The sequence below is a fragment of the Stieleria maiorica genome (assembly GCF_008035925.1).
GTDB classification, from domain to species: Bacteria; Planctomycetota; Planctomycetia; order Pirellulales; family Pirellulaceae; genus Stieleria; species Stieleria maiorica.
Genome location: NZ_CP036264.1, coordinates 9,081,943 through 9,106,381, shown reverse-complemented (window position 1 = coordinate 9,106,381; position 24,439 = coordinate 9,081,943). Strand labels below are relative to the sequence as shown.

The window sequence follows — 24,439 nt, the reverse complement described above, 5'->3', positions numbered from 1 at the left end:
GGCTTCATCGACCGGATGTCCCGCTGCTAGCTGCGTTTCCTCCGCTGTAGATCCCGAAAGCTGACGCGTTCGCGTTTTGGTAAAGTCAACATATCGGTACCAAAAAGTAACGCGCCTTGCATTGATGCTGCGACCGCGGAGCCGACGAGGCAGTCGAACCAGTGGTTGTCGGGTTGTTCGGGGCGGGCCTTCCATTCGTCGACCGTTCGGCCGCGGCCTTCGGTGTGGACGTAGTACTCGGCGGTGACTTGCTCGGCGAACATGCGGTGTTGGTCGGGGCGGTCACCGAAGATGGAAAGGCAGCCTCGGTCGCCCATGGCTACGGCTAGCCGCGCATGCGTGAAAGACTTCCACCAGTTCGTGTCGTAGATCACGTGGCGGATGGCTCGTTTTCCGTGGATGGTTGGGACTCGCCAGTTGAGTCCAACGCGATCACCGGGCCGGCGTTTGTATTCGCTGAAGGGGTTGGACGAGGCGCCGACGAACCGGCCGTGCGATGGCAACAGGATCGAAGCGTGGGAGCTTTGCCGGCAGAATTGGTATACGACGTTGGTCGAGTGTCCCCAGTTGGCATCGATCAAGCAGCGACCGATTTTCATGGCGGCGCCGTCATCGCGTTGCCACTCGCGACCAAGTAGCTCGTTCGTCAAAGATTCGAGGCCGGCGTAGATGCTGCCTTCGAGTCCGGTTCCTTCGGCGGCCGTAGCCAACGTGTAGCGCGCGTCGCGGAGCGTGAAGTAGGTTCGTTGTTGATCGGGGTAGGTTCCGTAATCGACGATGTAGCCAGTGAAATCGTCTTCCCAAGCGGCGACGACGTAAAAGAGTAGTTTGCCTTGGACGTCGATGAACGCTGTTAGATGATTGCCGGCGATCGGGACTCGGTTCCGCGGCATGTTATTGATTTTGGCGGCGACTTGGTCCGCGGTCAGTTGATCGGCGCCGACGGTTTCTTCCGGAAGCGGTTCGTTTTGGTATTCGGCGAAGAAGGCGGCTTCGTCCTGAAGCTTCAAGTTCATCGCATGTTGGATCGCCGATAGTTCATCGTGGTTGAAGCGTTCTTTCCATGAGACGTCTGCGCCGGCATCCATGGCTTCACGGTTCTGACGATAGAATTCTGTGCCGGCCGCTCCGCCATCCCCGGCACGTAGACCTTCTGCACGGATTTCGGCGTAGCGCTGCCAGAGCGTTTCGTTGGCCGGAAACGTATTGACCATGCGAGTCCGCTCGCCGTTCCATTCCGGGTGAAGGTCACGGTTGAGAATATTGTCGGCCATGTCGCCAGGACGAATGACCGTGCAGGGCATGATGCCGGAGATTTTCTTGCCGGGGCCTGCCAGTCCGAGCACCGCGCCGGCGAGGATTGCTTCGCGGTTGGCGCATTGCGACAGCGATCGAGCGGATTCGTCGGTTTGCGGGTCATCGAGGACGACTAAGGACGGTCGGACCGTTTTGCCGTCCGGACGCTTGAACTTCATGCCGCGGATGCGACCGGTTAGCCCGGCGACCTTGATGATCGCGCCACTGGCTTTACTGCCGGCGATGGTTGGCAGGACGATTTCTTTGGCGGTCCATCCGATCTGTGTTCGCTTACCTTCGAAGAGCTGCCCGTTTGCTCGGTTAGCGATTCCATCGAGGGCCTGGATCGGAAAGCAGACTTCCGGGTAGTCGGCGGCAAGCAGATCGTTACTATCGAGTTCGGTCTTGATCGAGTCGAGCATGTCGCAGGAGTGTCCTTCGTCGCTGCCGATCAAACAAACGAAGTCCCGATACCCGTTCAGCACCGCCCAGATGCAAGCGACTTCGGCGAGCGAACTTTTGCCGGAGCCGCGAGCCATGGCGAGCGAGAAAAGGCCGCCACGAATGACGGCTTCCTCGATCTTGTTGATCACCTTCAAATGGTCCGGCGACCATGAGAGATGAAACGTCAAGCGGAAGTACGCCTCGCAGAATGCTCGGAATGAACCGGCAGCCGCAGCTTTGCGTTCAGCATTCTCGACCGCCGGCAATTCTCCGATATCGCGACCGGCAAGAGCGATGGCGGCGTTGCGTGCGCGGGCACTCTCTTTGAGCTTTGCATACGGATCGACATCGGAAACCGGTTTCGGTGTGTGCCGTTTCTCATGCAGCCAATCGGCGTACGCCAGTAGATCAACATGCCGGCCGTCTCCGATGCGGTTACCCGCTTCGACTCGGTGCCGATGCAATTGCCGTTCATTGATGACGGTACCGAGCGGCGTCGAGTTGAGTAGCCGGCAGCACTCACTGGGCTTTAGTTTGCGCGGATCATTCGCCACGACCGGCCTCCTTCAGCATCCATGCAGTGTAGTTCAACAGGTTCAAGCGACCGGCGGCGTTCGTCGGCGCACCGGCCTCGATATCGGCTTCAATCTCGGCAACTGGGACCTTTCGCTGGCGCAACTTGGAGAACAGCGCGGCCGTTTGTTCGGCGGTCATCGCATTCGGGTTCAGTTCTTCGTTACTGCCTTCCATGGCGGGCTCCGTGGGTGGGATTGCGACTGCGCAAACACGTCGGCGACTGTCGCGAGCATGTGCATGTTTGCGGTCCGCGGCCGCATGTTTTCGGCGGCGACGTGGGGCCAAAACTGGCCGCCTGTGGGCAAGAAAAGAAAGCTGCGAATTACTGGAACATTACTTTCGAACTTCGCTTGAGGTGTCTCAAAACGCATGGCTCATGTGTGTCAACGCAAAACGAATTCCACGCTTTTCGGAGACACAAACATGCACGCCAACGACATCGCCTTCGGTATCGAAATCGAAACCCACATGCCCGGACACGACCGTACGCCGATTGGCGGCTACCACAACGGCCTTCCGGTTTCCTGGCTACCCGCGGGTTGGAAGGCGGAACGCGACGGCAGCATCCGCACGCCGGCCGGCCGCAAACCTTGCGAGTTTGTTTCACCGGTCCTTCGCGGACGCGAGGGTCTGCAAAACGTCGAGACCGCGGTCGACGCGATCAAAGAACGCGGCGCCCGGGTCAACGAATCTTGCGGGCTGCACATCACCATTTCTTGGAACGGCGACGCGGCGGCCTTGGCCCGACTGATTTCCTTGATCGCCAACCACGAAAAGGCCATCTACGCATCGACCGGAACGCGACGCCGGGAACGAAACCAATGGGCGAAGCAAATCAAAACCTACGGCAACAAGGACGCGGCGAAGACACGCTGCGAGGCCGACCGCTACCATCTCTTGAACCTGACGCACCTGGCTCGCGGGCGACAACGGATTGAGATCCGGGCCTTCGCCGGAACGCTTAACAAAACCAAATTGATCGGCTACATCCAAATGATCCTGGGCTTGGCCGAACTCGCGATGAACCAAAAACGATGTGCGGGCTGGGACTACGCGAAGAAGCCGGGAACGAAATCTTGCTGGGACCGACCGGACGCCGGCCACGGTGAAACGGAATTGAACCGGCTCTTCTACCGGCTGGGTTGGACGAAGGGTTGGTACAAGGGCGAGCTTCGCAACAGACGATTCGGCGAACTGACCACCGGCGAAAACGGATGCGACTTTCGCCCGGTCAAAAAGAAGCTTCTCGACTTGGCCCGCAAATACGACCAGGCAAGTTGATTGCCGGCCAACACTTGCCCACCAAACGCCGCGAACTACCCCGCGGCGTTTCCTTGTTTTGTGGCCGCGACACTCGCCGTTTGTGGGCGATGTCGGGTAGGTCAAACGTAGGTGGCCATCAATATCGCTGTCGCGACAGGGGCGGTTTGTGGGCGACGTCGGCGAACCGTTGAAACATGGAAAAACCCTGCGAATTACTGGCTGGATGCGCTTGCTGAGTTCGGAAACGCATGGCTCATGTGTGTCATCGGAAGACGGTTTTTCATTCACCCCAACGGAGAAACAAACATGACCCTCGGCGAACTGATCGGCTTGCTTGAAGAGTATCGCGACGAGCACGGCGAAGACTGCGAAGTGCGGTTGATGACGCAACAGAACTGGCCCTTTGAAAACCGCATCGCCGGCGTAACGAGCGGCGCGGAAATGAACGAAGCGGAGCACGACGATCCGCACGAATTCGCGGATGACCAAGACGTCGCCGAAGACGCGATGGTTTACATCGTCGAAGGCGGGCAGCTTTGCTACGGCAGCAAGCGGGCATGGGAAACCTGCCGCGATTGCTAAACACGAATCAACACGCTGGCGGCGCGCGATCGCGCCGCCGGCCGGCTCTTTCACCAGAGATGAGGATAAACCTTGAATCAACAGCAGACCCTTGAAGAAGCCTATATCGCCGCCCATGCTCAAGCGGTGCAAGCGGCGGAAGCCGTCCGGCAGATGATTGAAGACCAACCGGCTCCGGATTGCGAAACACGGATCGGTTGGGATCACGTCGGAACGCTTCGCCACTACGCCGCGCGACTTGAGGAATTGCTTGAATCCAATGAGCCGGAAGACAACGGCAGCTAGTTCGTAAAGCGAACTCTTTCGCCCACACGCCGCGACGTTCGCAACCTGTCGCGGCGTTCTCTTGTTTGCGGGTTGTTTGCCGCATGCCCATGGAACGGCGTCTTGCGCCGAACGTCGCCGGCCAACCAAAAGCTGCAAAAAGACAGCAGATTCTCTCCAAACTTCGCTTGCTGTGTGTGAAAACGCATGGCTCATGTGTGTCACCGATACGGGTTTCATTTCCTTCCCCAACGAAGACACCACCATGGCCAACGCAACTGCCCGCCCAACTTCCGCAGACCTTCTTTACCTGCACACGCAAACGCTCGAGTTGATTGAAGAGTTGCACGCTGCGGTCAAGGACTTGCCGCTTGCTGCGGCGTCCGACGACGCAAAGTTCGATCGTGTCTTTGGCGAACTCGATGACCTGCACGACGCCATCGACGGGCTGGCCGCGAAACTTCGCCGCAACATGGCAGACTGACATCGCCTGAGTAGCGGCATTATTCGCAGTCCTTGAAGAACCTTTCAAAAGACTGCGAATTGCTGCCGGACTTCGCTTGATGTGCTGCGAAACGCATGGCTCATGTGTGTTAACGCCGACAGGGCGAACCAAGAACCACGACCTTCTACCGGAGACAAAACCATGGCCAAAGAAATCAAGACCGCCGACCTTCGCAGCGCCATGCAACAACTCGACCCGACGACCTACCAAGAGATTCGCGAGAGCTACTACCGCATTGCCGACAACTTGAAACCGCTGGCCGACGCTTTGGAGAAAGCCGACGCCGACCAAGGCGGCAACGCCGGACCGCTGCTCGACGAACACTTTCTTTTCCTGCAAATGTACGACCTGCTTCGCAAGAGCAGCCTTGGCGTAGTGGTTTGAACCGAAAGCCGAAACGCCGGCCCCTTTCCTCGATTGAATCGGGCCGGCGTCGTCGCGGGCGGTTCCCGCGGCCTGACGATGGCAGCCAACCACACGAACCCAAGCATTGGAGACGGACGAATGAAGAAGGCAGATGTAAAGATCGGTGGCGAGTACTACGCCAAGGTGACAAACAAGAAGGTCGTTGTGCGGATCGACGCAGAGAACACATCGGGAGGTTGGGACGCAACCAACCTCTCGACGAATAAGAAGGTCCGCATCAAGACGGCCGGTCGGTTGCAAGGACCGGCCCGGACGACAGAAGCGGCTGCGGAGCCCGCCACGCGAGCAAAGAAGCGAGTCGCCAAGAAGAAGTCCGACACCAGCACCGTCGGCGAGAAAAAGCTTTCCTGCGTGAAAGCCGCCTTGCAGGTTTTGGAATCCGCCGGCGAGCCGATGAACACGCAGGAAATGATCGCTGCGATGGTCGACCAGAATCTTTGGGAAAGCCCCGGCGGAAAGACTCCTCACGCGACGTTGTACTCGGCGATCCTTCGTGACTTGGCGAAAGGCGACGAAAGCCGATTCGTGAAGACGGAACGCGGCCGGTTCACGGTTCGCACTTAGGAGGCCAGCGAGATGTTTATCGGAGGCGTTCGACAAATCGAGGACCTTGCGGAAGGGGAAACGGCAACGCCGGAACCCGACATGGGATACGAACTGCGGACCGCCAATGGCGACCGCTTTGAACGCGGCACGGTGGAACACCTGGTTCGACGCGGCGACACGATCATCGCCAAAACAACCGCCGGCGAAGAATTCTCGGTGGTCGGCCGGAACTCGCACGTCTTGGTCCCCCTCTCTTTCTAACTTCAACACCTTCTATCCCCGGCGAACACTTCGCCACACACGCCCGACGTTGGCCACGGTCGGGCGTTTTGTCGTTGGTCGGCTACTTGGTCCCGCGATTTCACGAGGCCACACGCGGCAACGACGGCCGCGATTTCTTGAAGCCGAAAAACATGGCGAATCTCTCCGCCTGTTTTCCAATGTTCGCTTGCTGTGTTGGCGAACGCATGGCTCATGTGTGTTAACGCAAACGCCATTTCTTTCTACGAACACGGAGACCCCGAATGAACAAAGTTCAAACACTCAATCCTCGGCCGATCGAGCCGGCCCCGGCTTATGAGAACGGTCACCAAATCGCTCGCGACTTGCTGCGACACATTGAATTGCAACTCGATCGCATGCAGCGACCTGATTCCAAAGACCTGCGTTGGCATCACGTTCGAGCGGTCAACCTCATCAACGCTCAGCTATCCGAAGTCGCAACGCTACTCGACGAAACCAATGGAGTCCGTAATTGATGAAACGTAAATGCAACCTCAAGGCGGGCGACCGCGTCCGACTGATCGAGATGGGCGATGACCCCGATCCGATCCCAGCCGGCACGACAGGAACGGTTGCCGGCGTTTATCCGCAACACGATTGGTTGCAACTCGATGTCGACTGGGACAACGGCCGGTCACTGATGCTTTCCATTCCGCCGGATCGAGTCGAACGGCATTCCGGCGGCAGTTCCAAATCCAATTCGTCAAGCCAAGGAAACTGAACCATGTCCACACGAGCAATAATTGCCACGCAGACTTACGATCGAGGAATCCTCGCCACGTACTTGCACTTTGATGGCTACCCGGAACACGTCCTACCAATTCTGGTCGATGGGTACTTAGATCCGGACGAAGCCATCGAGTTGATTGAAGGCGGCGAACTGCGATCGCTTCAACCTCGCCCCGCTGAGCCTGAGTATTTCGCGACCAGTCGGCAAACCGAGGTGTTGAAAGACGAATCGGAATTGGATCGGCTTGCCCGGTAGTTAAATGCAGAGCACATTTACTTCTACGAAGACATGTGGCGACACAGAAAGGTTTGATCGCTCCGCTCATCGCATGTTCTCCTCGCGAGCACCGACGGGGATCGGTGACTTGCCGGTCCGCTCGAGCACCGCGGCTTTGCCGGTGAACCGCTGATAGCGATCCACAATCACGTCGCAGTACGGCGGATCGAGTTCCATCAAAAACGCTTTGCGGCCTGTCTGCTCGGCGCCGATCAACGTCGAACCGCTGCCGCCAAAGAGATCGAGGACGTTGTCGCCGCGCCGCGATGAATACTGCATCGCCATCACCGCGAGTTCGGCCGGTTTGCCGGTGAGGTGTTCCAACTGCTGTGGCGGAATCTTCTTGACGTGCCACAAGTCCGTCGCATTGTTCGGTCCAAAGAACTTGTGGCCGGCGCCTTCTTTCCAGCCGTAGAACGCCCATTCGTGAGCGCCCATGAAGTCCTTGCGAGTCATCACGGGATGCATCTTGTCCCAGATGATCGCCTGCGAGAAATACAACCCGGCCTTGGCCAGCACAGGCGGATAGTTTGCGATATTGGAGAAGCCTCCCCAGATGTAGAAGCTGCGGCCGGGTTCGAGAACGCGAGCGATGTTGCCGAACCAGGCTTCGAGCAACCGGTTGAACTCTTCGTCCGAAACGAAGTCGTTTGCGAGCGGCCGATCCTTAGCTCGCATCTTCTTCGGACCGTCTTTCGATTTGCCTTTGCCGGCCTCAAAGGAGCTGTTGCCGGCGGCGATCGCGTTCTTGCTGCGCGGTTCAACCTTCACGTTGTACGGCGGATCTGTATTGCACAGTTGAATCTTCGCACCATTCAACAGCCGGTCGAGGTCTTCCACGCTGGTCGAGTCGCTGCACAGCAATCGGTGGTCGCCGAGGATCCAAAGGTCGCCGGGTTGCGTGACCGGATCGTCGGGAGGTTCTGGGATGTCGTCGGGATCGGTGAGCCCCGGTTCAACACCTGGATCGAGGAGCTTGGCCAGCTCGTCGCTGTTGAAACCTAGCAATTCGCAATCGAATCCAACGTGCTGCAGTTCGCCGATTTCGAGCGGGAGCAGATCGAAGTCCCACTCAGCGTTCTCGCCGGTGCGGTTGTCGGCGATGCGATAAGCCTTCACCGCCTCCGGCTCAAGGTCTGTCGCAACGTGAACTGGCACCTCGGCGAGGTTCAGTTGCTTGGCGGCTTTCCAACGGGTATGGCCAACGATAATGACGCCGTCGGGATCGACAACGATCGGCTGCCGGAAACCGAACTCGTTGATGGACTGGACGACCGGAGCAACCGCGTCGTCATTGATTCGGGGGTTCTTTTCGTAAGGCTTAATTCTATCAAGCGACCACATTTCGACCTGCATATGCACTGGCCCTTCCAAGGCGAGGAGAGAAACGGAAGGGTTCGGTCGGTGGTTGGGTGGCTGGTTGGGTACCTGGATGGCAGACAAAAAATAGTTGGTCTATATTTCGACCTTAATTTCAGACCTAGAGAATATGAAAATGGAAATTGGCAATCTAATTCAGAAAGCAGCCGAAGAGGCATTGCGTGAACGCGGTCACGCGAATGTTCTTATTGCGGGACGATCAGGTGTTGGAAAGAGCACTCTCATTAATTCAATTTTTCAGGGCAACTTTGCAACCGTAGGTCATGGTCGGCCTGTCACTCAGAACACGAGAGAGATTTTTCGAGAGGACATCCCACTCACCATTTTCGACACTCGCGGTTTAGAGTTGGCAGATTTTTCTGAAACTCTAAGTTCACTTCACGAGTTTGTACGGCAGCGCTGCTCGCAGCGAGATCAAAAAGAGCACATTCATGTAGCTTGGGTATGCGTCTCTGAAGATTTGCGCCGGGTTGAAGACGCAGAATCAGATCTAGGCTCTGTTTGAAAACGCCTACTGACATGTAGTTTTCAGGAATCGCTCAATCATCGCCATCTTGATCATACCGCAATAGTTGATGGCTGTTTTCTCGAAACGGGAGAAGACGCGACGGCATTCCTTCAACCAACCGATCGATCGTTCGACAATGTTGCGATTGCGATAGCTCTCGCGATCAAACTCGATTCCGCGTGCGTCCCGGTCTTCATTCGACTTGCAGGGAATGACAGGATGAATGCCAAGCTCCGCAAGATGCTCGTCGATCCACGCCGCCCGATAACCTTTGTCGCCAGCCAAGTTCACAGGCCATGCGATTGGATCGCCTTTGCCGTCACGAAGATTCTCGTCAGCTGCATGGAGAACCGCCTCAAACGCGGTTGCCTCGTGTGCTTGGCCACCAGTGATAACAAAGGCAAGGAGATGGCCCAGCCCGTCGACCAAAAGATGAATCTTCGTCGAAAATCCCCCGCGGGATCGTCCTAACGCATGGTCAGCTGGTTCGTTCGGATCCCCTTTTTTCCACCCCCTCCGGCACAACGATGTGCACGAGTGACGCTTCCGTCGATGCACCAAAGGTCATTGTCGATCACCTCGCCATCGATATGGGCCGTGCGAAGACGGTCGAGAATCGCGTCGAGTGTGCCATCGCCATTCCACTTGTCGAACAACCCGTAGATCGTTCTCCAATGGCCAAACTCTTCAGGCAAATCTCGCCACGGCGAACCCGTGCGGAGAATCCAAAGGATACCATTGAAGGCAACCCGCGCGTCTGTTGGTGGCCGCCCAGTTGCTTTGCGTTCCGGGAACAGGTCCTTAATACATTCCCATTGATCGTTGGATAGACTGTGTCGCGCCATCGATTCCTCCTTGATCGGCGATCAAGGAAACATCGCAGATCAAGGCGAAACAGCCAACACCAGTTTTCAAACAGAGCCTAGTTGAAATGTTGGCGGAATATGTCCCCGTCGTTGGCGTCATCACAAAGTGTAGGGCAGACAATGGCTTTCGCGCAACGGTTCAAGAGTTACTTCCGAAGACCAGTAACGTGGTTCGCGTACGTGCAATGCGTGAAGTGTTTGATGATGGGCACACACTTGAACCAATGGGTCTCGTTGAGTTAGTTCAACATACTCTTGAGGTTTTTCCAGAAGGGCAGCGTCGTGCGTTCGTCGGTGCCCAGAAAGCGGACCTTGAGTTGAAGCGTATACGATCTCGAAAGATCGTGATGGGATTTGCAGCCTCAGCGATGGGCGTGGGTGCATCACCGATTCCACTTGCAGATACTGCAGGGATATCAGCTATCTACATCGCAATGTTTGCGGGAATATCAACAACTTATGGATTGTCATTTTCGGAAGGCTTTCTCGCTACTTTGGTAGGGTCAGTCGTTGGAGCTCCAACTGCTGCACTTACGGCTCCTTTGATTGTCGGCTCGCTGTTGAAGTTCATACCTGGTGTTGGCACAGTAGCAGGCGGCGCGATAACCGGAGCAGTGGCAGGCACACTTGCTACGACGATTGGGATGAGTTACATCGAGGTTCTTCATCGACTACATGTCGCAAACGCTGGAGAGCCACCATCTCCTGAAGAAGTCATCGACGAGGTAAAGCATCATTTTGAGAAGGCAAATCTTGAGGGTTGATCTCCTAAGCATACCGGGCATTTGTGCATTCGGACAAGCAAAACAAACTGTGCCCAATAAGGCGGCTGTTCCCGCGGCCCTGACCAGAGAACCGATTGTCGGGAAGTACCTAATCCGTCAGGGGAGATCCGTCGGGCTGCCCCCTCATGCGTGCGCAGACGAATCGCGGGGGCACAGGGCTGACACACTGACGTATTCATAGAAAGAGAGAGTTTTTCTATCTATTAAGAGACTCTTGTTCGGTTTCAATCCGTCAGAGATCCGTCAGTTGGTCGGCTGACGTTTCTTGACGGATTCGACTGGATTGCTTGCCCAAGTTCACAGCCGCACGCCGAATGCGTCAGAATCGGTTGACGGATACTGACGGATTATTGACGTATTTCCGTTAGCTCGATCAGACGGTATCCCTGAGCCGGTTTCGTTTTGGTTTGGATAGTGACCGGTTCGATTTCTTCTTGTTGCATGAGCGTCAGGATGACTTGGTCGAAGTCATGTGCCTTGAGCGTCATTGACCGCATGATTTCCCGACGTGCCATCGTACGATCGGGACGATCGGCGAGCCGTTTCTTAAGCCGCAGGCATTCTGCGTGGAACGGGTTCTCGGCGACGTGGACCGATGCGAGGTAGAGTTGCCGGCGGGCTTGGTGCAGCGCGAACTCGCTGGCCCAACGAACTGCAGCAAGTGTGATTTTTGGTTCGACGTGGTTCTCGCTGCAGGCGTAGATCAACGCCAGCTTCTTGGCATGCTCGCAGGTGCGGCTCCATGCGGTCCTGGCGACCTCGTCACCAGCGTCGTCCGCTTTGTCGTACTCGACTTCCGTTTGCTCACGAAGTTCGGTGATGGCGGCCTCGGCATCGCCGGTGAACGGTACGCAGCTCGGTTTCGGATGCACACTCATGAAATTGCCGCCGCCGGGCTCGAAGTCGGCCCACCATTTCGCAACGTCAAGAATGGCATCGGGTAGGTTGCGGGCAGATCCGGGTGTCTGACCCTTGCCGCGTTTTCCGACATCGATGATGTTCAGGCGAGCGAAGAATCCGTTGGTCAGCATTCGCTTCGAGAGCGATTCGTAGAAATGCTGCGGCGTCGCGGTACCAAATAATGTCAGGTGCGGTTGATCGACGTGGATGGCGTCCTTCTGATTTGCCTTCACGCGGAGCGGATAGACATCGCCGGCTGATGTGTAGAGCGTGAGCAGAATATTCGGGATGGATTCACGACTATTGTCGCGGTCCAGATTGATCTGGCGCAGCACGCCGTCCATCTCGTCGTTCTGGAACAGCATCTTGCCGGATCGTGCCAAGGCGTCCTGGATGCCTTCCCCGGAAGCAAACTTGTCGCCGATCGACTTGGATTCACCGATCTGAAACAGAACTTGCGAGTTGACCTTTCGAGGAAACTCCTTGCCTGTCCCACTGCCTGCGAGGGCGAGCAGATAGATGTTGGTTCTTAGGTCGCCGGTTGTTGCAACCTTTCGCCCGGCTAGGAAGGACTGCAACGCCATCGCGCCGCAGAACGCCAGGCCGACATTTGGATACGGTGCGTTGGCAAGCGTGAAATCCATGACGCGACGAACGAATCCAGGCACTTCGAACAGTCGCTCGGGAAGATGTCCTGGATCGAGCGTCGTCGTGAGCTTCGATCCAGGCTTCTCATCGAGTGACGCAACCACCATCGGCTTCGTCATAAATGCGCTGAGGTCGACTGGATCAACCGGCGGTTCTATCAATGATTCATCCCGCAGCCATCCGAACGGTCGATCATGCGGTTTGGTTGCCGCTTGATTGACTTTGTGTCGGAGCTCTTTTTCCGACCAGAGCGGATTGCATCGAGGGTTGTATTCGGCGGCGAGGATTGCCAACGCACGATCTGGGGCGATCCCGAAGCCGTGAACGAGTGCCGTCGCCGCGGCGTAGGTTTGCGAGTGACCGCCACTGCCCGAGACTGCCGGCGGCATGGCGGCGAGGTAGGCGATAGCTCGGGTTTCGACATCGGTCGCGTCAGTCGGCGAGACGGGCGGCGCTGTTGGCTTATCCGCGATAACGCTTCCCCCACGTCGCACGATCACGGCATAAGCAAGAGCTTTCACGCAGGCAGCCAGCATTGGAGCGGGAACGTTCGCCGGTTCGTCATCGAGTCGGTCATATTCTTCACCGCTGGGATGGATGCTGGGGCCGACCGCCGTCTGTGCACCAGTTGACCGTAGCTCGACGATCATCGCCCCGGCGCCGTCGGTGTGCTTTTCGGTGCTTGCTCCCACAGCGATGTACCATCGGTGTGATCTTGCCGACGAAGGACGGCCGGTGATCGCTGTGGTCGGCGGTAGGAACTGGTCGGCAAGTTCAATTGCCTCAGGGCAATCCAGGTCGACGTCGACAAGCCAGCCCGAGGGTTCGCCAAGGATGATGCCAATGTTCGAATTCTCGGGAAAGACTCCGGGTTGCAAACGCAGTTTCGTCCAGTCGCGGCGAGCAGGCGATTTCGACCGTGGGCGCAGTGGCACACAGTACCAGCCTCGCTGGCGATAGATGGCGACCTGTTCCCGAACGCTCGACACTAAAACGGTGCCTCCTCAAGAGCAGAGTTCGGGACTTCGGACAAGCGATACTTGATGATGCGATCGTAACGCTCGCCGGCGATCGAGCGGACAGTGATGGCTTCAGTGGCTGCAAGTAGTCCGGCATCGGCCAGTTCGAGAGCCTCGTCTGCGTTCTCCGGACAGGGATCGAGGCATCGTTCTCGCCACCAGGTTTCGGCTTTGCGTCTCGCGAAGCCAGAATGCTCGATACAAATGAACTCACTTTGCCAGTGATCAAGTCCGATCATATAGTCGACGCGCAGGCAGCGAGGTGCATCCTCCTCGGCATCCCGTTTTCGGTGAATGCGATATACCACATCATGGACATCGTATTCAGTGTCGGTGACTTCGCCCGAAAGCACCCCGGCCTCGCTCGCTTGTGCTTCGTGCGATTCGCGTTCAGGCGGTGGAAATGGATGGCCGCATTCCGGACAGTTTGCATAGCCGCACGCGACCAAAGCGTGACACTTCTCGCACTCTTTGGCGGGCGGCAACTGACCCGTTCGCGTCTGCTTTTCCTTTGGCTTGATTTGGTCGATTGGACCGTGGCGTTCTATGTTGCCGCCGAAGTCGAGAACCAGGCAATTCTGTTTGTTGGGGTGCAGCCGAAAGCCTCGCCCCACGCATTGATATAGCAGTCCGGGTGACATGGTCGGACGCAGCATCACCACGCAATCCACACGAGGCGCGTCGAACCCGGTCGTCAGCACGTTGACGTTGCAGAGATATCGCAACGGTTCCCGACCGAATAGAGAGTCACATTCATCACCACGGAAGCGGGCCAGCACTTCATCCCGTTCCGCCGCCGGCGTTTGCCCCGTGACGAATCCACATTCGATCCCGTGATTCGTCCGAAGCGTTTCGACGACTTGCTGACCGTGTGCAACGCTGGTGGCGAAGATCAAAACCGCTCGACGATCGGACGAGAGTTCCACGATTTCGGCGCAGGCAGCCGAGACGAGAGATTGCTCGCCGGCAAGCCGATCGACTTCGTCGGACACGAACTCGCCGGCTCGGACATGTACCCCAGAGAAGTCAGCACTATTGACGCCGGCCTTTGAGATCAACGGACAAAGGAATCCGTCGCGGATCAGTTCTTTGATCCCGATCTCGTAGCAGACATGATTTAGAAAATGGTCTTGCGAACAGATCATGCCCGAGTCGAGGCGAAACGGAGTAGCCGTCAAGCCGATCACACGAACGTGCGGATTGATGACTTTGCAATCCGCGAGAAACTGCCGATACATCCCATCGCCCTTCTTGCTGATCAGATGGGCTTCATCGACAACGATCAGATCGAAGGGATCAAGATCGCAGGCACGTTTGTAGATACTCTGAATGCCGGCAACGAGTATCGGTGTGTTGGTGTCTCGCTTTTTCAGGCCAGCGGAATACAGGCCAACCTTGATCTCGGGGCACAGACAGCGGACCTTGTCGGCGTCCTGCTCGAGTAGCTCTTTCACGTGGGCGAGGATTAAAACACGACCACTCCATCGCGATACCGCGTCGGAAGCAATCTTCGCCAGAACCAGCGATTTGCCCGCGCCGGTCGGCAGTACCGCGACAGGATTATCATTTCGATTTCGCAAGTGATCGTAGACCGCATCCACCGCGGCTTGTTGGTAGCCGCGCAGCTTCATCGGATCACCTTGCCGTTGTGACGCTTGAGCCCGCGGACGACGGGCATACATTCCGGAAGCCCACGGTTGATCATCGTGCAGACATTGCAGATGCGGTTATGGGGACCTTCTGAATCGAAAACGTATCCGCAACGCAGGCACGTCCGCGCATCGATCAATTCCATGTCCGCCGGCAATGCTTGGATGCGAACGGTCGCTTTGCCGTCTTTCGGCAACGGTTCGTGCTTTTCGATTGTCAGCCGCACGATTTGGCTGTCGTCCTCGAACGCACCGGCGAACTGCAGCGAATCAAGCAGTGCTTTCAAGACGTTGTCAACATCACGTCGCCGACGGTCTGGCGGATTGATCGTGATGTCGACGATCAAATCGCCCTCGATCGGCTTGATGCGTTTGGTACGCAGTTGATTGCAAACCTCGGTGCGGTATTGCCGTCCGTGCTTGCTGATAAGCACTCGAGGGCCGACGTGCCGCCAATAGGTGTTGACCGAGGGCGGATAGGGAAGAGTCAGTTGGTGCATTGCTTCGTGGTTTTTCCGCGTCTTCAAAAAGAAAACGCCCAGCCGGCATTCCCTTGCCAGCCGGGCGTCTGATTGCCTTGGAACGATTTCAAGAGAAGCCGCGGCTATCGTTTCCAAGGCGGGGCATCGGCACCGGTAGCATCCGGCGTTGAAGAGGCGACTTGGCTCGCCGCAACCGGCTGAGCAGAGGCGTCGCGCCGCGAATACCCCTTCACTTCGTTCTGCATTTCGCCGGTATCCGATCGGCGTTTGACACGAACGTGAATGAAACAAGGAAGGTTGTGGAGGTCGGTGGAATCATTCGGAGTCAGCACGCCAACGGCGCGACAGATCGAAGACAGTTCTCGCCGAGCAATCTCGACGGCCGTTCCATTGGGATTGTCGAGATTGAGTCGCACCCACAGCAGCCGATTGGCGTATTCGCCTTCGATGATCTGGAAGGTGAGCTGAAGATACGATCCCGTCCCCGATTTGGTCGGCTTCACTTCGCTATCGGTGACGACGGCGACGTACTTGCCTGCGGGGATCGGTTCGAGATCATCGGCGGGTTCGACGGTGTTGGCATCAAAGCCTTGGAGGTTTGCCATGGTTAGGTCCTTGGTTGAGTGGAAGGGAAGATCGAGACTGGGACTTGGTTCAGTTGGCGGTCATGGCAGACATGAACGCGGGCCAGGAAAGGGAGAGTTCCTCGGAGATGCCGTAGCGGTTTTTGGCGACGCAGCTCGGCGAACCATAGGCACGCATCACTCGCTCGCCACCGTCCTTACCGATCGCGTGAGCCACCGTGCGTTTGCGATTGAAACCGGCTTCTTCCGTTTGAGTTCGCATCTTGCGTGTCGCAAACAAGACGGCGTCGCACCATTCCTTGATGAGGGCCGCGGCGTGTTTGTGTAGGCGCGGCGAATAGCGGTCGTAGGGGGGACTTTCCGGATCCTCGAATCGCTCGACCTTGGAGTGGGCGATCAGCACGATCACCATCCCGCGAGAACGAAGTACGTTCAGTAAGTCGAGAACTTCACGCCAAAGCGTCAGCGCGTGGGTGTAGCCTCGTGCGTATCCGCCATCGACCTTCTCGATCGATTCGACGCCATACTGCTGGCAGAGCTTGTCCCAGACGAGTCGTTCGAGCCAATCAAGCGAATCGATCACGACGGTTTCGTAATCGTGCTTTTCGCTGACGAGCGATTTCAACGCTGCGATCACATCGTCGAACCTGGTGGCCAAGGGAAATCGATCGCATTCGATCTCATCCAGCCCGTCTTCGGTTTGAATGAAGATGGGCTTGGGGGCTTGGCTGCCGAAGGTTGATTTGCCGATCCCTTCGACGCCGTAGAGCAAAACACGAGGCGGTTTGGCTTGCCGGCCGGATTGGATGGTTTCGAGTAAGTTGGTCACTGGTTGGAGGACTCCTTGGACAAGTGGGTGAGTGGATGTTTAGAGAGATTAGATGGTTTCGACGTTAAGGTTGCCTGCGCGATCACTGGACACGAGGTAGTGCTTGAAGTCGGCTTGCGTGACGAACCGTTGACTAGGTCCGAGCTGTTTCCGCAGCGAGTCGCATGCTTCAGTGAATTCACGCGAAACCTCATTGAAACGGTTGGCTGACCGAACGTACCGACCGACCGCAATCGAAAGACGGACGCGGCGATCGATGTCGAGTGCCTGTTCCGGCATATAGGCTCCTAGTGAATGTGTGCTGCTTATTGCCGGTCGACACGGACACCGAGCCGCCGCCGGGAATAGACCTACCCGGTTCACGTTCGAGCCGACGAAGTGGCTTGGAAATAATCGGCCAGACCAGCCTCTGCGAAACGCTCCCGAATCTTCTGGAAACGCGCAGAAATCGTCGTTCGTGCGACGCCTATCTGTTCCGCGATCTCGGTAATCGAAAATGATTTGCGTAGTTCGACGATTTGTTGCCAGTCGGTCGGCAATTCATCGATGACCGCCTGGATGTCCAATCGCAACTGCGAGATTTCGGTATCCGAGCGTCGCGATCGACCGGTGTGACGATCATTGGAAGAACCGGAGAGTGTGTGAGTGACGCGGATCGACTCGCCGTCAGCTTCGGACAACGGCGTGCTTAGTAACACGGTGTCTGCGTCACATCGCTTCTCGGCACAGCGATCGCGAACGATGTTCGCCACGTATCGCTCGACCACCGCGGTGATGAACTTGTTTTGGTGACCTTCATTGGGATCGTATGACCGCAGGCTCTGAAGCACTCGCAGGTACATGTTCTGCTGAAGATCGTCGCGGTCGATCTCGGTGTAGCCATACTTGCCGATCAATTGATTGGCTTTGCGTTGGACCAGCCTGCGTGTGAATGTGTCTTCGAACGGATTGAAGTTTGAAATGGATTGAGTCACGGAATATCTCCTTGCCGGAGACAAGCCGAGGCGTGGGCGACCAAACGATGCTGCCAACGAAAAACGGAGGCAATTGCGTCGCACCAATTTGGATTGGTGTCGCCCACAATCGCCTCCGCTTTGCGGCCGGCAGAATGTCAGGTAAGTGTTGTAAGAACGGTTGGAATTGAGGTCTGAGTTAAGCCGCCGGTTCGACGACAATCATGCGAAACGGCAAGCCGTGTTTCACCTCGAGGACATCGATTTCGCCGTCGCCCCGTTGATCGAAGTACTGGAACAGCTCGACAAGCGGACGCTTCAGCGTGAAGTCGGACTTGTCCGATTCTGGTCGTGGACCGTTCTCCGCCAAAAACTTGTGTTCGCGGACGATCTTGGACTCGTCATGCAGTTCTGGTTGGCCGCTGCGAAATCGGATGTGCTCTAGCCGACCAAAATTGATTCGCTGAAGCGTTTCGACCAGAAGTTGGCGTTGGAGCGAAAGGGACGATTTGTGAACGAGTTCCATCGTGGGATCTCCTTAACGGATGGATCCGCGGCGACCAACGACAGGCCAGATGGGTTGGCTCACCCGGATCATGTCCGATGTTGCGTCGATGTTTGAATCAACTGAGCCTGTCGTCCCTTACTGGCGAAATTTCGCAGGCCGCCTGAAATTTCGCTCTGAGTACGATGAACAATCGTTGAGTTGAAAACGAATCGCCGAAGAAAATGAAACTCGATTTTTCTCCGAGTTTTCGAATTCGTATCGGCGAAATTTCACGATCACTAACCGTCTGTATTGATCCCGAAGACGGTGCGGTATCCCTTGATGGATCTGTCGTATTCGATTGGCGTCCCCTCAATGCCCAGCCATGCGATTAGCTTTTTGTTGAGCTCCTGCGTTTGCTTTTTGACATTCTGAGCGGCGCCGCTGTCTCGCCAAGTTAAGACCCCGTGGTTGTCGGCGTAGGTGCGGAGCAATTGCCACTGCTTAACGGGTTTGGCGTTACGACTGTTTGCCATTCCAAGTTGTGTGTAGTGAATGATGCCGGACGAGCCTGGCACGCTAACGCGAATGGTCTCGTAATCGATGAAGCGAATCTGGACTGAGTTCCAGGTTGTTCCAGCCGGAACGTCGAGACCTCTGTTTTGCGGGTTGGGTTCCGGTGGCGGACTGTGTTGTCGGCGGAAGTCCGTTAAACGCTGCAGCGCGGAATCGTTGAGCGCGACGATGCCTCGATCGTCGAGTTCGGTGCATAGCGGCAACGCGAATTCAATCGATTGCATCCGTTGCAGCATCAATTGCGAGTTTGCATCGAGATCCCCACCGCTGCTTCGAAAGATGACGCATGGTTTATTGCTGACAGCTGCGAGATAAGCCAGCGAAGCGTCCAAGCCACTGCTCGCATAGAAGATTGAAAGCTGGACACTTGGCGAGAGTGAATCGATCGCGATCCGAGATAGCCCTTCGGCCGCTCGAACCTCGTGATAGTCCCATTGCCAGTCGGCCGCCCGGCAGATACTGCGAAAGATCAGCGGAATATTGACACGAAAGACGACGGCGTCGCGTCGAGGCAACGTTTGGGTTTCCATCGTCGCTTTGTTCGTTGCGTAGATGGACTGCTGATCGCAGACCTCGACCTCCCACCAAGTCCATCCGCAGGTTGGACTCGGGATATGGCTGCCGAGCTGGTCCGTCGCCAACAAGAGATGCTCGAAGAATGGCAACTCGTCGCCGAGCATTTGACGCCAATGAGCAAGCGTCGTCCCGTTTCGACAACGCCTAGCTGCCCGCCAGAACGGCTCCATCGATCGCATAGGGCTGCCAGTCTTGCTCGGTGATAAAGCCTCGGTCGCGAAGGAATCGTTCAACGATTTCGCTATCGCCATCGCGACTGTAGATTGCCACATTGGGAGGTTTGATCGTCACGACTCGAGATCGCCGACTGGATGCGAACAACAAATTGAACTTCGCTTCTGTCAAACGAATGTCCTCGTAGCCTTGCCTAGCGAGCCATTTCATTCTTTGCTCCAAGACTTCCAATACATCTTGCCGTCGCGAGGTCAGCTCTTCGGGTTTGTGCCCCGGCAGTAACATCTTGACCGAATGACATTCAACACTCGTCAGCTCTTCGATCATCGCGACTGACAGTGAGGCCTCGCCGTATTCCAGAAGCGGACCCAGAGTGAATTTCTCACCTGGAGGAAACATCTCTTCGTTGCCGAATAAATGCTTGCCGATCAAACGCCGATAAATCTCGCGTTGCGGAATTGTTTCTGCATTGATTCGGAGCTCGCCAATCAATTTGTCGAACACAGCAACGTCATGCTTCAGCGGCCGACAAATGAGCGAATCCGGCAATCCCTGTTCGAGCACGTCCAACCGACGCATCGGCGTGCCATGACTCACTAAGACATACAGCGAACCATCGTTCTGGTTGCACTGCGCTGACGCTCCTCGGCCGCAACCGCGTCGATAGAACCATTGGTCGAGGTCTCGGGTCAAGGCACGAGTTCCCATCGCGAGATCGGCCATAAGTTTTGGCGGCGATGACGACTGCGACTGAAACGAAGTGAACGCTCGTCGGGATTGCGCGGAATGGTGGCTGAGCATTCGTTCCGCTCGATCACGATCGCGGAGAAACGCTTCGATGGCCACGTCCCCGGGGAATGGATCGTCTTCGTTTTGAAACGTGTCGATCAGTCCGTCGATTTGATCGAACAACAAATCGACCGTAGCGCGGCCCGTCAAGCCGTTGACGATATGCAGAGCATCCAGAAGGGGCGATGGCGTATCTGCTTCCGGAGAAGCAAACACTTCCGAGAGCTTCTGCACGTAATCCTTGTGGGGAAGAGCGTTCTGGTCTGGATGCAATTGCTTCTCGGAAAGGTAATCACGAAACGGCTCCAGGAATTCCCGAAGCCGTTGTGGTTTGATCGATAGCAAGAATGGCAAGTTGGTAAATCGTTGATAGTTGAGCGTGTGCATCGATTGTCCAAAGCGGATCACGAACAGGTCATAAAGCGTCCATGGGGAAAATGGTCAGTTCCATTCCGAATGGCTGATTGAAAGTGCGACGGGGCTAGGCGATGGCGGATTCCACCACCGTTCCAATTTGGTCTCCGTTCCGCTCGTCCGTGGCCTGCTGTTCGAGCGATCCGTTTGGGCGTCCTACCGATTCACCCAGCCCCGTCGCCGGAGTTGCTAGCATTGCGATAGGGGTGGACACGTTTGGTCACGCGGCGAAAAGAAAAGCGGTGAATTCTTGGATGAAGTTCCGAGTGCAGCGACGAACGCTAGATCCTCAGGCGTTGATCGTTCGGGGAAAAGTTGTCGGAAGCCATCGAAGGCCAAGCGATCCCACGGAGGGGAATCGAGAATGTCGTCCAGCTTCTCAATCAGGTCGTCATCGCCCTCCTCGAACTCACAATGTTCTAACGAGGCCAGGTGCTGCGGCGAAATCCAAAGTTGCTCGGCGAGTTGGGCCAGTTCGAGGTGTTTCTCAAGGCGGCGAATGCGGATTTGGGCACCAAAAGTTTGCGGGGTCATCTGTCACTCCATCCTGGAAGCGGGAAACGATCTTCAGCCGGCAATCGAGATTGCTGGCATTAACGAAAGCAGCGATGCCGGCGATTATTGGGAGTCAGTGGACACGTTTGGTCCCAGTCGAGAGGAAAGTTCCCGCCACATGTCTCGCTGGTGTTTCCAGTTTGCAGTAAGAGCGATCGGTTGCATGTCGCGAACGGAAATTGGATCGCGACCCTTGCGAATTTCCGGGGCGAACAGAATGGCTTCTTGGATGTCTGGAGCGAGCAATCGCAGGTTCATGATCTGCGTCACACGTGCTCGGGAGACGAGGCTGAGCCGCGCGAGCTCGGCGTAGTCCGTAACAACACCGTCGGCGATCAATTCCTCAAACCGAATCGCCAATGCCATCAACTTGGTGACTTTCATCAGACGTCCGACTGGCAGTTCGTCTTCGTCCGGCTTGTCGCCCGTTGCGACTCTTCGCGCTCCGGCTCCACGACGTTCAAAGGTCAGCTCAGCTTCGTAGATGATTGGCGAATTCATTCGGCAGCCCCCGCAAGCAACCGTTGTTCAATCACTCCAATTCCTGAAGGATGAAACGCGATCGAGATCTTTCCGGCCTCGCCGTCGTACTCGATCGATTGGATCAGCATCTGAATCAATTCGGCTTGTTCTCTGGGGACAAGCGATTCCCAGAGATCATCGAAGTGCGCTAACGTCTCGGTTGCCGAATCTGGATCGACCTTGGATCGGGCAAGTTGATCCGATTCAATCCGAATCGCAGTGAGTCGCTTTTCGCCTTCGCGGATTCGGTCCTGTAGATCAGCCAAAATCCCCAGCATCACCGAATCCTCGCCCATCGCTGGCAGCTTGCGGAGAACTTCACCGAGTTGCGTTTGCCAGAGACCGAGATTCTTTAGCAGCAGGTGTTCTTCATTGGCCAACGCGGCAATTTGAGTCCGCGATTCAACTTCGGCTTGTTCCATCACTTTTCGAGCCAGGTCCGAATCGCGGCCGATGCAACGAATCTGGTCGACGACGAAGCGTTCGATCTCGCCGGCCGGCACCGACTTGGTTGGACAATTCGCCCAGCCTCGTTTTTGTGCCATGGCGCAGACGTAGTAGCGATATCGTTTGCCGCTTGGCTTCGTCGAATGCGAAGGAATCATGGTGCAATCGCAGGGTTTGCAGCGAAGCAGTCCGCGTAGCAATGCGCCGAACTTGTTTTTCACCTCGCCGCCGCCGGATCGTCCGTTGCGGTTCATCAAGGCTTGCACCTTCTTCCAGACATCCTCGTCGACGATCGCATCGTGTTCGCCCTCGTGGATCTCGTCCTTGTACCTCAGCTTCCCGAGGTAGGTCACGTTCGTCAGCAGGCGATGCAAACTCGTCTTGCAGAACGGCCGGCCTCCACGCTGAGTGCCCTTCCGCGTTGTCCACTGTTTGGCAACCCAGCAGCGGCGATCCAGTTCTGCGACGACTCCCAGCAATGACTTGCGTTCGAGGTATAGATCGAAGATGGCTCGCACACGCTCGGCCTCCAATGGATCAACCACCAGTTTGGTCGTGCCCTCCGGAACCGTGTAGCCAAGCACTGGCATCCCACCCGACCACTTGCCTCGGCGACGTGCCGCGGCGATCTTGTCCCTCGTTCGCTCCGAGATGATTTCGCGTTCGAACTGGGCAAAGGAGAGAAGGATATTCAGCGTCAGTCGTCCCATGCTGCAGGTCGTGTTGAACTGCTGAGTGACCGAAACGAACGACACCTTCTTTTGCTCGAATTCGTCCATCATGCGAGAGAAGTCGAGCAACGACCGACTGAGACGGTCGACTTTGTAGACGACCACACAGTCGATCTTGCCCTTATCGATATCCGCCATCAACTGCTTGAGCGCCGGCCGGTCCATGTTCCCGCCGGTGAAACCGCCGTCGTCGTATTGAGCCGGCAGTGCGACCCAACCTTCACTTGCTTGACTAGCAATGAAATTCTCGGCCGACGCACGTTGGGCATCGAGCGAGTTGAACTCCTGGTCGAGTCCTTCGTCAGTCGATTTCCGCGTGTAGATCGCGCAGTGGATCGTTTTCTTGGTTTCGGTCTTTTTCACGAGTCCGCCTTTTGAATGTTGAAGAATGCGTAGCCGCTGCAGTGCTGGCCGGTGATCGCTTTCGCCACTGCGGTCAGTGACTTGTAGAATTCGCCGTCGTACTCAAAACCGTCTTGGCGAACTTTGCAGATGTGCAGTTTTCCCTTGTATTTGCGGGTGATGAGGTTTCCGGGTGGCGGAAGACGCTTGTCGATCGACGGTCTGAATTCCTCCGTCAACTTTCGGTCCGGTGGAGGCTTCGGCTTGGGCATCTCCGGCGGAGGCGACATGCGTACGTCAGAATCGCATGCGATCTCCAACGCTCGCTGCCGAGCCCGCTTGGAAATGTCGCCTTCTTTGTTCGATTGCATCCGCCAAGCGATACGCTTAATCAGCCAATCTTTGTTGGACGCATTGGTCGCTTCGCCGAAGACTTCGGCGTACTGTTTGCGAAGGTCGCGGACGGAGCATTTCTCCATCTTCCGAACCTCCCTGGTCACGTTGAGTGCCATTGGTTGGGTCTCCTTCTCGAGAATCTCGGGTGCGTTAACCGTTGTGGACAGTCAGCCCGGAGTCGCGAGAAGACTCAAACCGAGATGCGGAAGAGTCGCCAGATGTTTCCGATGGTTTGGTTCCGTTTGGTTCAGTCGAATTGCTCAACCCGCCGCGACCGTTCAATCGGGCCAGTGCGATCCCGAGAATTTCAACAACGCGGCGTTGATGCTGATCGGCCGTGTTCTGATCGATCGGTTGTTCGGTCTCTTCGCCTGCTCCTTCGAGTTGTTGACGCACTTGATGGACGGAATGTCGGTGGATGGCAGGATCGGGTTCGGTGTCTCGTTGCATCGGTAGTCTCGTTTGCGGAAATCTGAAACGGGTTAACGGTTGGGAACAGTCAGCCCAGAATCCGGAAGAGACTCAAGCCGAGATGCGGCGGAGTCGCCAGAGATTGGCAAAGAAGTGGAACCATCCCGCTCAGTTGCTTTGGACAAACCGGCTCGGCGATTCAGACGCATCAGTCCGATCGCCAGGA

The 24,439-nt window shown here is 56.5% G+C and carries 30 protein-coding genes and 1 other RNA gene; 13 read left to right on the top strand and 18 right to left on the bottom strand.

Annotated elements, in window-relative coordinates:
* Positions 1-26 precede the first annotated feature (26 nt).
* Both Mal15_RS30930 and Mal15_RS30925 read right to left on the bottom strand, forming a co-directional pair.
* Complete coding sequence (locus Mal15_RS30930; RefSeq protein ID WP_147871292.1) at positions 27-2,294, bottom strand: terminase gpA endonuclease subunit; 2,268 nt, start codon at positions 2,292-2,294, stop codon at positions 27-29.
* Entirely contained in the window at positions 2,284-2,490 is a 207-nt protein-coding gene (locus tag Mal15_RS30925) for a hypothetical protein (protein WP_147871291.1), read from the bottom strand. The genes Mal15_RS30930 and Mal15_RS30925 overlap by 11 nt, the downstream gene beginning before the upstream one ends.
* A 249-nt stretch (positions 2,491-2,739) precedes the next feature.
* On the opposite strand from Mal15_RS30925, the gene Mal15_RS30920 reads away from it, so the two are divergent.
* The 11 genes from Mal15_RS30920 to Mal15_RS30870 all read left to right on the top strand — a co-directional run bounded on the left by Mal15_RS30920 (position 2,740) and on the right by Mal15_RS30870 (position 7,169).
* Positions 2,740-3,597, top strand: a complete 858-nt coding sequence (locus tag Mal15_RS30920) for an amidoligase family protein (protein ID WP_167547161.1) — start codon at positions 2,740-2,742, stop codon at positions 3,595-3,597.
* Between the two features lie 288 nt (positions 3,598-3,885).
* Positions 3,886-4,161: a hypothetical protein gene (locus Mal15_RS30915; RefSeq protein ID WP_147871289.1), complete on the top strand. Its 276-nt coding sequence runs from the start codon at positions 3,886-3,888 to the stop codon at positions 4,159-4,161.
* 72 nt (positions 4,162-4,233) lie between these two features.
* Positions 4,234-4,446: a hypothetical protein gene (locus Mal15_RS30910; RefSeq protein WP_147871288.1), complete on the top strand. Its 213-nt coding sequence runs from the start codon at positions 4,234-4,236 to the stop codon at positions 4,444-4,446.
* Positions 4,447-4,690: 244 nt separating this feature from the next.
* On the top strand, positions 4,691-4,909 hold the full coding sequence (locus Mal15_RS30905) for a hypothetical protein (protein WP_147871287.1): 219 nt from the start codon (positions 4,691-4,693) through the stop codon (positions 4,907-4,909).
* A 162-nt stretch (positions 4,910-5,071) separates the two neighbouring features.
* Positions 5,072-5,314, top strand: a complete 243-nt coding sequence (locus Mal15_RS30900) for a hypothetical protein (RefSeq protein WP_147871286.1) — start codon at positions 5,072-5,074, stop codon at positions 5,312-5,314.
* 6 nt (positions 5,315-5,320) lie between these two features.
* Positions 5,321-5,405: hammerhead ribozyme type II (locus tag Mal15_RS30895), an RNA gene on the top strand.
* A 29-nt stretch (positions 5,406-5,434) separates the two neighbouring features.
* Positions 5,435-5,920 (top strand): winged helix-turn-helix domain-containing protein, encoded by a 486-nt coding sequence (locus Mal15_RS30890; protein ID WP_167547160.1) that lies wholly within the window; start codon positions 5,435-5,437, stop codon positions 5,918-5,920.
* Between the two features lie 12 nt (positions 5,921-5,932).
* Positions 5,933-6,163 (top strand): hypothetical protein, encoded by a 231-nt coding sequence (locus tag Mal15_RS30885; protein ID WP_147871284.1) that lies wholly within the window; start codon positions 5,933-5,935, stop codon positions 6,161-6,163.
* A 263-nt stretch (positions 6,164-6,426) separates the two neighbouring features.
* Positions 6,427-6,660 (top strand): hypothetical protein, encoded by a 234-nt coding sequence (locus Mal15_RS30880; protein ID WP_147871283.1) that lies wholly within the window; start codon positions 6,427-6,429, stop codon positions 6,658-6,660.
* Entirely contained in the window at positions 6,660-6,905 is a 246-nt protein-coding gene (locus Mal15_RS30875; RefSeq protein WP_147871282.1) for a DUF4314 domain-containing protein, read from the top strand. The genes Mal15_RS30880 and Mal15_RS30875 overlap by 1 nt, the downstream gene beginning before the upstream one ends.
* A 3-nt stretch (positions 6,906-6,908) precedes the next feature.
* Complete coding sequence (locus Mal15_RS30870) at positions 6,909-7,169, top strand: hypothetical protein (protein WP_147871281.1); 261 nt, start codon at positions 6,909-6,911, stop codon at positions 7,167-7,169.
* Positions 7,170-7,235: 66 nt separating this feature from the next.
* Here the strand turns inward: Mal15_RS30870 and Mal15_RS30865 are convergent, their stop codons facing one another.
* Positions 7,236-8,534, bottom strand: a complete 1,299-nt coding sequence (locus tag Mal15_RS30865; RefSeq protein ID WP_199773765.1) for a DNA modification methylase — start codon at positions 8,532-8,534, stop codon at positions 7,236-7,238.
* A gap of 145 nt (positions 8,535-8,679) precedes the next feature.
* Here Mal15_RS30865 and Mal15_RS30860 point away from each other — a divergent pair, with 145 nt between their 5' ends.
* A complete protein-coding gene (locus Mal15_RS30860) occupies positions 8,680-9,075 on the top strand; it encodes a GTPase (protein ID WP_147871280.1) in 396 nt (131 codons plus the stop codon).
* Positions 9,076-9,081: 6 nt separating this feature from the next.
* On the opposite strand, the gene Mal15_RS34810 is transcribed toward Mal15_RS30860, so the two are convergent.
* The gene (locus tag Mal15_RS34810; RefSeq protein ID WP_261344555.1) at positions 9,082-9,636 is read right to left on the bottom strand and encodes an IS5 family transposase; all 555 of its coding nucleotides are present in this window, start codon (positions 9,634-9,636) and stop codon (positions 9,082-9,084) included.
* Positions 9,546-9,923: an IS5 family transposase gene (locus Mal15_RS35205; protein ID WP_147871278.1), complete on the bottom strand. Its 378-nt coding sequence runs from the start codon at positions 9,921-9,923 to the stop codon at positions 9,546-9,548. Before Mal15_RS35205 ends, Mal15_RS34810 begins: the two co-directional genes overlap by 91 nt.
* 86 nt (positions 9,924-10,009) lie before the next feature.
* On the opposite strand from Mal15_RS35205, the gene Mal15_RS30845 reads away from it, so the two are divergent.
* Positions 10,010-10,708, top strand: coding sequence for a YcjF family protein (locus tag Mal15_RS30845; protein ID WP_147871277.1), 699 nt, complete (start codon positions 10,010-10,012; stop codon positions 10,706-10,708).
* 368 nt (positions 10,709-11,076) lie between these two features.
* Here the strand turns inward: Mal15_RS30845 and Mal15_RS30840 are convergent, their stop codons facing one another.
* From Mal15_RS30840 to Mal15_RS30775, 13 genes are all read right to left on the bottom strand, one after another.
* Positions 11,077-13,266 carry a bifunctional DNA primase/polymerase gene (locus Mal15_RS30840; protein WP_147871276.1) on the bottom strand — a complete coding sequence of 730 codons (2,190 nt, stop codon included), beginning with the start codon at positions 13,264-13,266 and terminating at the stop codon, positions 11,077-11,079.
* On the bottom strand, positions 13,266-14,927 hold the full coding sequence (locus Mal15_RS30835; protein ID WP_167547157.1) for a DEAD/DEAH box helicase: 1,662 nt from the start codon (positions 14,925-14,927) through the stop codon (positions 13,266-13,268). The genes Mal15_RS30840 and Mal15_RS30835 overlap by 1 nt, the downstream gene beginning before the upstream one ends.
* A complete protein-coding gene (locus Mal15_RS30830) occupies positions 14,924-15,445 on the bottom strand; it encodes a RusA family crossover junction endodeoxyribonuclease (RefSeq protein ID WP_147871274.1) in 522 nt (173 codons plus the stop codon). Before Mal15_RS30830 ends, Mal15_RS30835 begins: the two co-directional genes overlap by 4 nt.
* 104 nt (positions 15,446-15,549) lie before the next feature.
* On the bottom strand, positions 15,550-16,032 hold the full coding sequence (locus tag Mal15_RS30825) for a DUF669 domain-containing protein (protein WP_147871273.1): 483 nt from the start codon (positions 16,030-16,032) through the stop codon (positions 15,550-15,552).
* Positions 16,033-16,081: 49 nt separating this feature from the next.
* Positions 16,082-16,840 (bottom strand): ATP-binding protein, encoded by a 759-nt coding sequence (locus tag Mal15_RS30820; RefSeq protein ID WP_147871272.1) that lies wholly within the window; start codon positions 16,838-16,840, stop codon positions 16,082-16,084.
* A 359-nt stretch (positions 16,841-17,199) separates the two neighbouring features.
* Positions 17,200-17,814 carry a sigma-70 family RNA polymerase sigma factor gene (locus Mal15_RS30815; protein WP_167547156.1) on the bottom strand — a complete coding sequence of 205 codons (615 nt, stop codon included), beginning with the start codon at positions 17,812-17,814 and terminating at the stop codon, positions 17,200-17,202.
* 178 nt (positions 17,815-17,992) lie between these two features.
* Positions 17,993-18,319 (bottom strand): hypothetical protein, encoded by a 327-nt coding sequence (locus Mal15_RS30810; RefSeq protein WP_147871270.1) that lies wholly within the window; start codon positions 18,317-18,319, stop codon positions 17,993-17,995.
* Between the two features lie 260 nt (positions 18,320-18,579).
* Positions 18,580-19,188, bottom strand: a complete 609-nt coding sequence (locus Mal15_RS30805; protein WP_147871269.1) for a hypothetical protein — start codon at positions 19,186-19,188, stop codon at positions 18,580-18,582.
* A gap of 388 nt (positions 19,189-19,576) precedes the next feature.
* Positions 19,577-20,782: a hypothetical protein gene (locus tag Mal15_RS30800; protein WP_147871268.1), complete on the bottom strand. Its 1,206-nt coding sequence runs from the start codon at positions 20,780-20,782 to the stop codon at positions 19,577-19,579.
* A 645-nt stretch (positions 20,783-21,427) separates the two neighbouring features.
* Positions 21,428-21,865, bottom strand: coding sequence for a hypothetical protein (locus Mal15_RS30790; protein WP_147871266.1), 438 nt, complete (start codon positions 21,863-21,865; stop codon positions 21,428-21,430).
* The gene (locus Mal15_RS30785) at positions 21,862-23,427 is read right to left on the bottom strand and encodes a recombinase family protein (RefSeq protein ID WP_147871265.1); all 1,566 of its coding nucleotides are present in this window, start codon (positions 23,425-23,427) and stop codon (positions 21,862-21,864) included. The genes Mal15_RS30790 and Mal15_RS30785 overlap by 4 nt, the downstream gene beginning before the upstream one ends.
* Positions 23,424-23,918, bottom strand: coding sequence for a DUF2924 domain-containing protein (locus Mal15_RS30780; RefSeq protein WP_147871264.1), 495 nt, complete (start codon positions 23,916-23,918; stop codon positions 23,424-23,426). The genes Mal15_RS30785 and Mal15_RS30780 overlap by 4 nt, the downstream gene beginning before the upstream one ends.
* A gap of 34 nt (positions 23,919-23,952) precedes the next feature.
* A complete protein-coding gene (locus Mal15_RS30775; protein ID WP_147871263.1) occupies positions 23,953-24,252 on the bottom strand; it encodes a hypothetical protein in 300 nt (99 codons plus the stop codon).
* Between the last annotated feature and the right edge of the window lie 187 nt (positions 24,253-24,439).

Excerpts from the sequence above, each read along its gene's own strand:
- Mal15_RS30925 (WP_147871291.1), bottom strand. The coding sequence starts at position 2,490 with ATGGAAGGCAGTAACGAAGAACTGAACCCGAATGCGATGACCGCCGAA.
- Mal15_RS30920 (WP_167547161.1), top strand. The coding sequence starts at position 2,740 with ATGCACGCCAACGACATCGCCTTCGGTATCGAAATCGAAACCCACATG.
- Mal15_RS30915 (WP_147871289.1), top strand. The coding sequence starts at position 3,886 with ATGACCCTCGGCGAACTGATCGGCTTGCTTGAAGAGTATCGCGACGAG.
- Mal15_RS30905 (WP_147871287.1), top strand. The coding sequence starts at position 4,691 with ATGGCCAACGCAACTGCCCGCCCAACTTCCGCAGACCTTCTTTACCTG.
- Mal15_RS30900 (WP_147871286.1), top strand. The coding sequence starts at position 5,072 with ATGGCCAAAGAAATCAAGACCGCCGACCTTCGCAGCGCCATGCAACAA.
- Mal15_RS30890 (WP_167547160.1), top strand. The coding sequence starts at position 5,435 with ATGAAGAAGGCAGATGTAAAGATCGGTGGCGAGTACTACGCCAAGGTG.
- Mal15_RS30885 (WP_147871284.1), top strand. The coding sequence starts at position 5,933 with ATGTTTATCGGAGGCGTTCGACAAATCGAGGACCTTGCGGAAGGGGAA.
- Mal15_RS30880 (WP_147871283.1), top strand. The coding sequence starts at position 6,427 with ATGAACAAAGTTCAAACACTCAATCCTCGGCCGATCGAGCCGGCCCCG.
- Mal15_RS30875 (WP_147871282.1), top strand. The coding sequence starts at position 6,660 with ATGAAACGTAAATGCAACCTCAAGGCGGGCGACCGCGTCCGACTGATC.
- Mal15_RS30870 (WP_147871281.1), top strand. The coding sequence starts at position 6,909 with ATGTCCACACGAGCAATAATTGCCACGCAGACTTACGATCGAGGAATC.
- Mal15_RS30865 (WP_199773765.1), bottom strand. The coding sequence starts at position 8,534 with ATGTGGTCGCTTGATAGAATTAAGCCTTACGAAAAGAACCCCCGAATC.
- Mal15_RS30860 (WP_147871280.1), top strand. The coding sequence starts at position 8,680 with ATGAAAATGGAAATTGGCAATCTAATTCAGAAAGCAGCCGAAGAGGCA.
- Mal15_RS35205 (WP_147871278.1), bottom strand. The coding sequence starts at position 9,923 with ATGGCGCGACACAGTCTATCCAACGATCAATGGGAATGTATTAAGGAC.
- Mal15_RS30845 (WP_147871277.1), top strand. The coding sequence starts at position 10,010 with ATGTTGGCGGAATATGTCCCCGTCGTTGGCGTCATCACAAAGTGTAGG.
- Mal15_RS30835 (WP_167547157.1), bottom strand. The coding sequence starts at position 14,927 with ATGAAGCTGCGCGGCTACCAACAAGCCGCGGTGGATGCGGTCTACGAT.
- Mal15_RS30830 (WP_147871274.1), bottom strand. The coding sequence starts at position 15,445 with ATGCACCAACTGACTCTTCCCTATCCGCCCTCGGTCAACACCTATTGG.
- Mal15_RS30825 (WP_147871273.1), bottom strand. The coding sequence starts at position 16,032 with ATGGCAAACCTCCAAGGCTTTGATGCCAACACCGTCGAACCCGCCGAT.
- Mal15_RS30810 (WP_147871270.1), bottom strand. The coding sequence starts at position 18,319 with ATGGAACTCGTTCACAAATCGTCCCTTTCGCTCCAACGCCAACTTCTG.
- Mal15_RS30800 (WP_147871268.1), bottom strand. The coding sequence starts at position 20,782 with ATGCACACGCTCAACTATCAACGATTTACCAACTTGCCATTCTTGCTA.
- Mal15_RS30790 (WP_147871266.1), bottom strand. The coding sequence starts at position 21,865 with ATGAATTCGCCAATCATCTACGAAGCTGAGCTGACCTTTGAACGTCGT.
- Mal15_RS30780 (WP_147871264.1), bottom strand. The coding sequence starts at position 23,918 with ATGGCACTCAACGTGACCAGGGAGGTTCGGAAGATGGAGAAATGCTCC.
- Mal15_RS30775 (WP_147871263.1), bottom strand. The coding sequence starts at position 24,252 with ATGCAACGAGACACCGAACCCGATCCTGCCATCCACCGACATTCCGTC.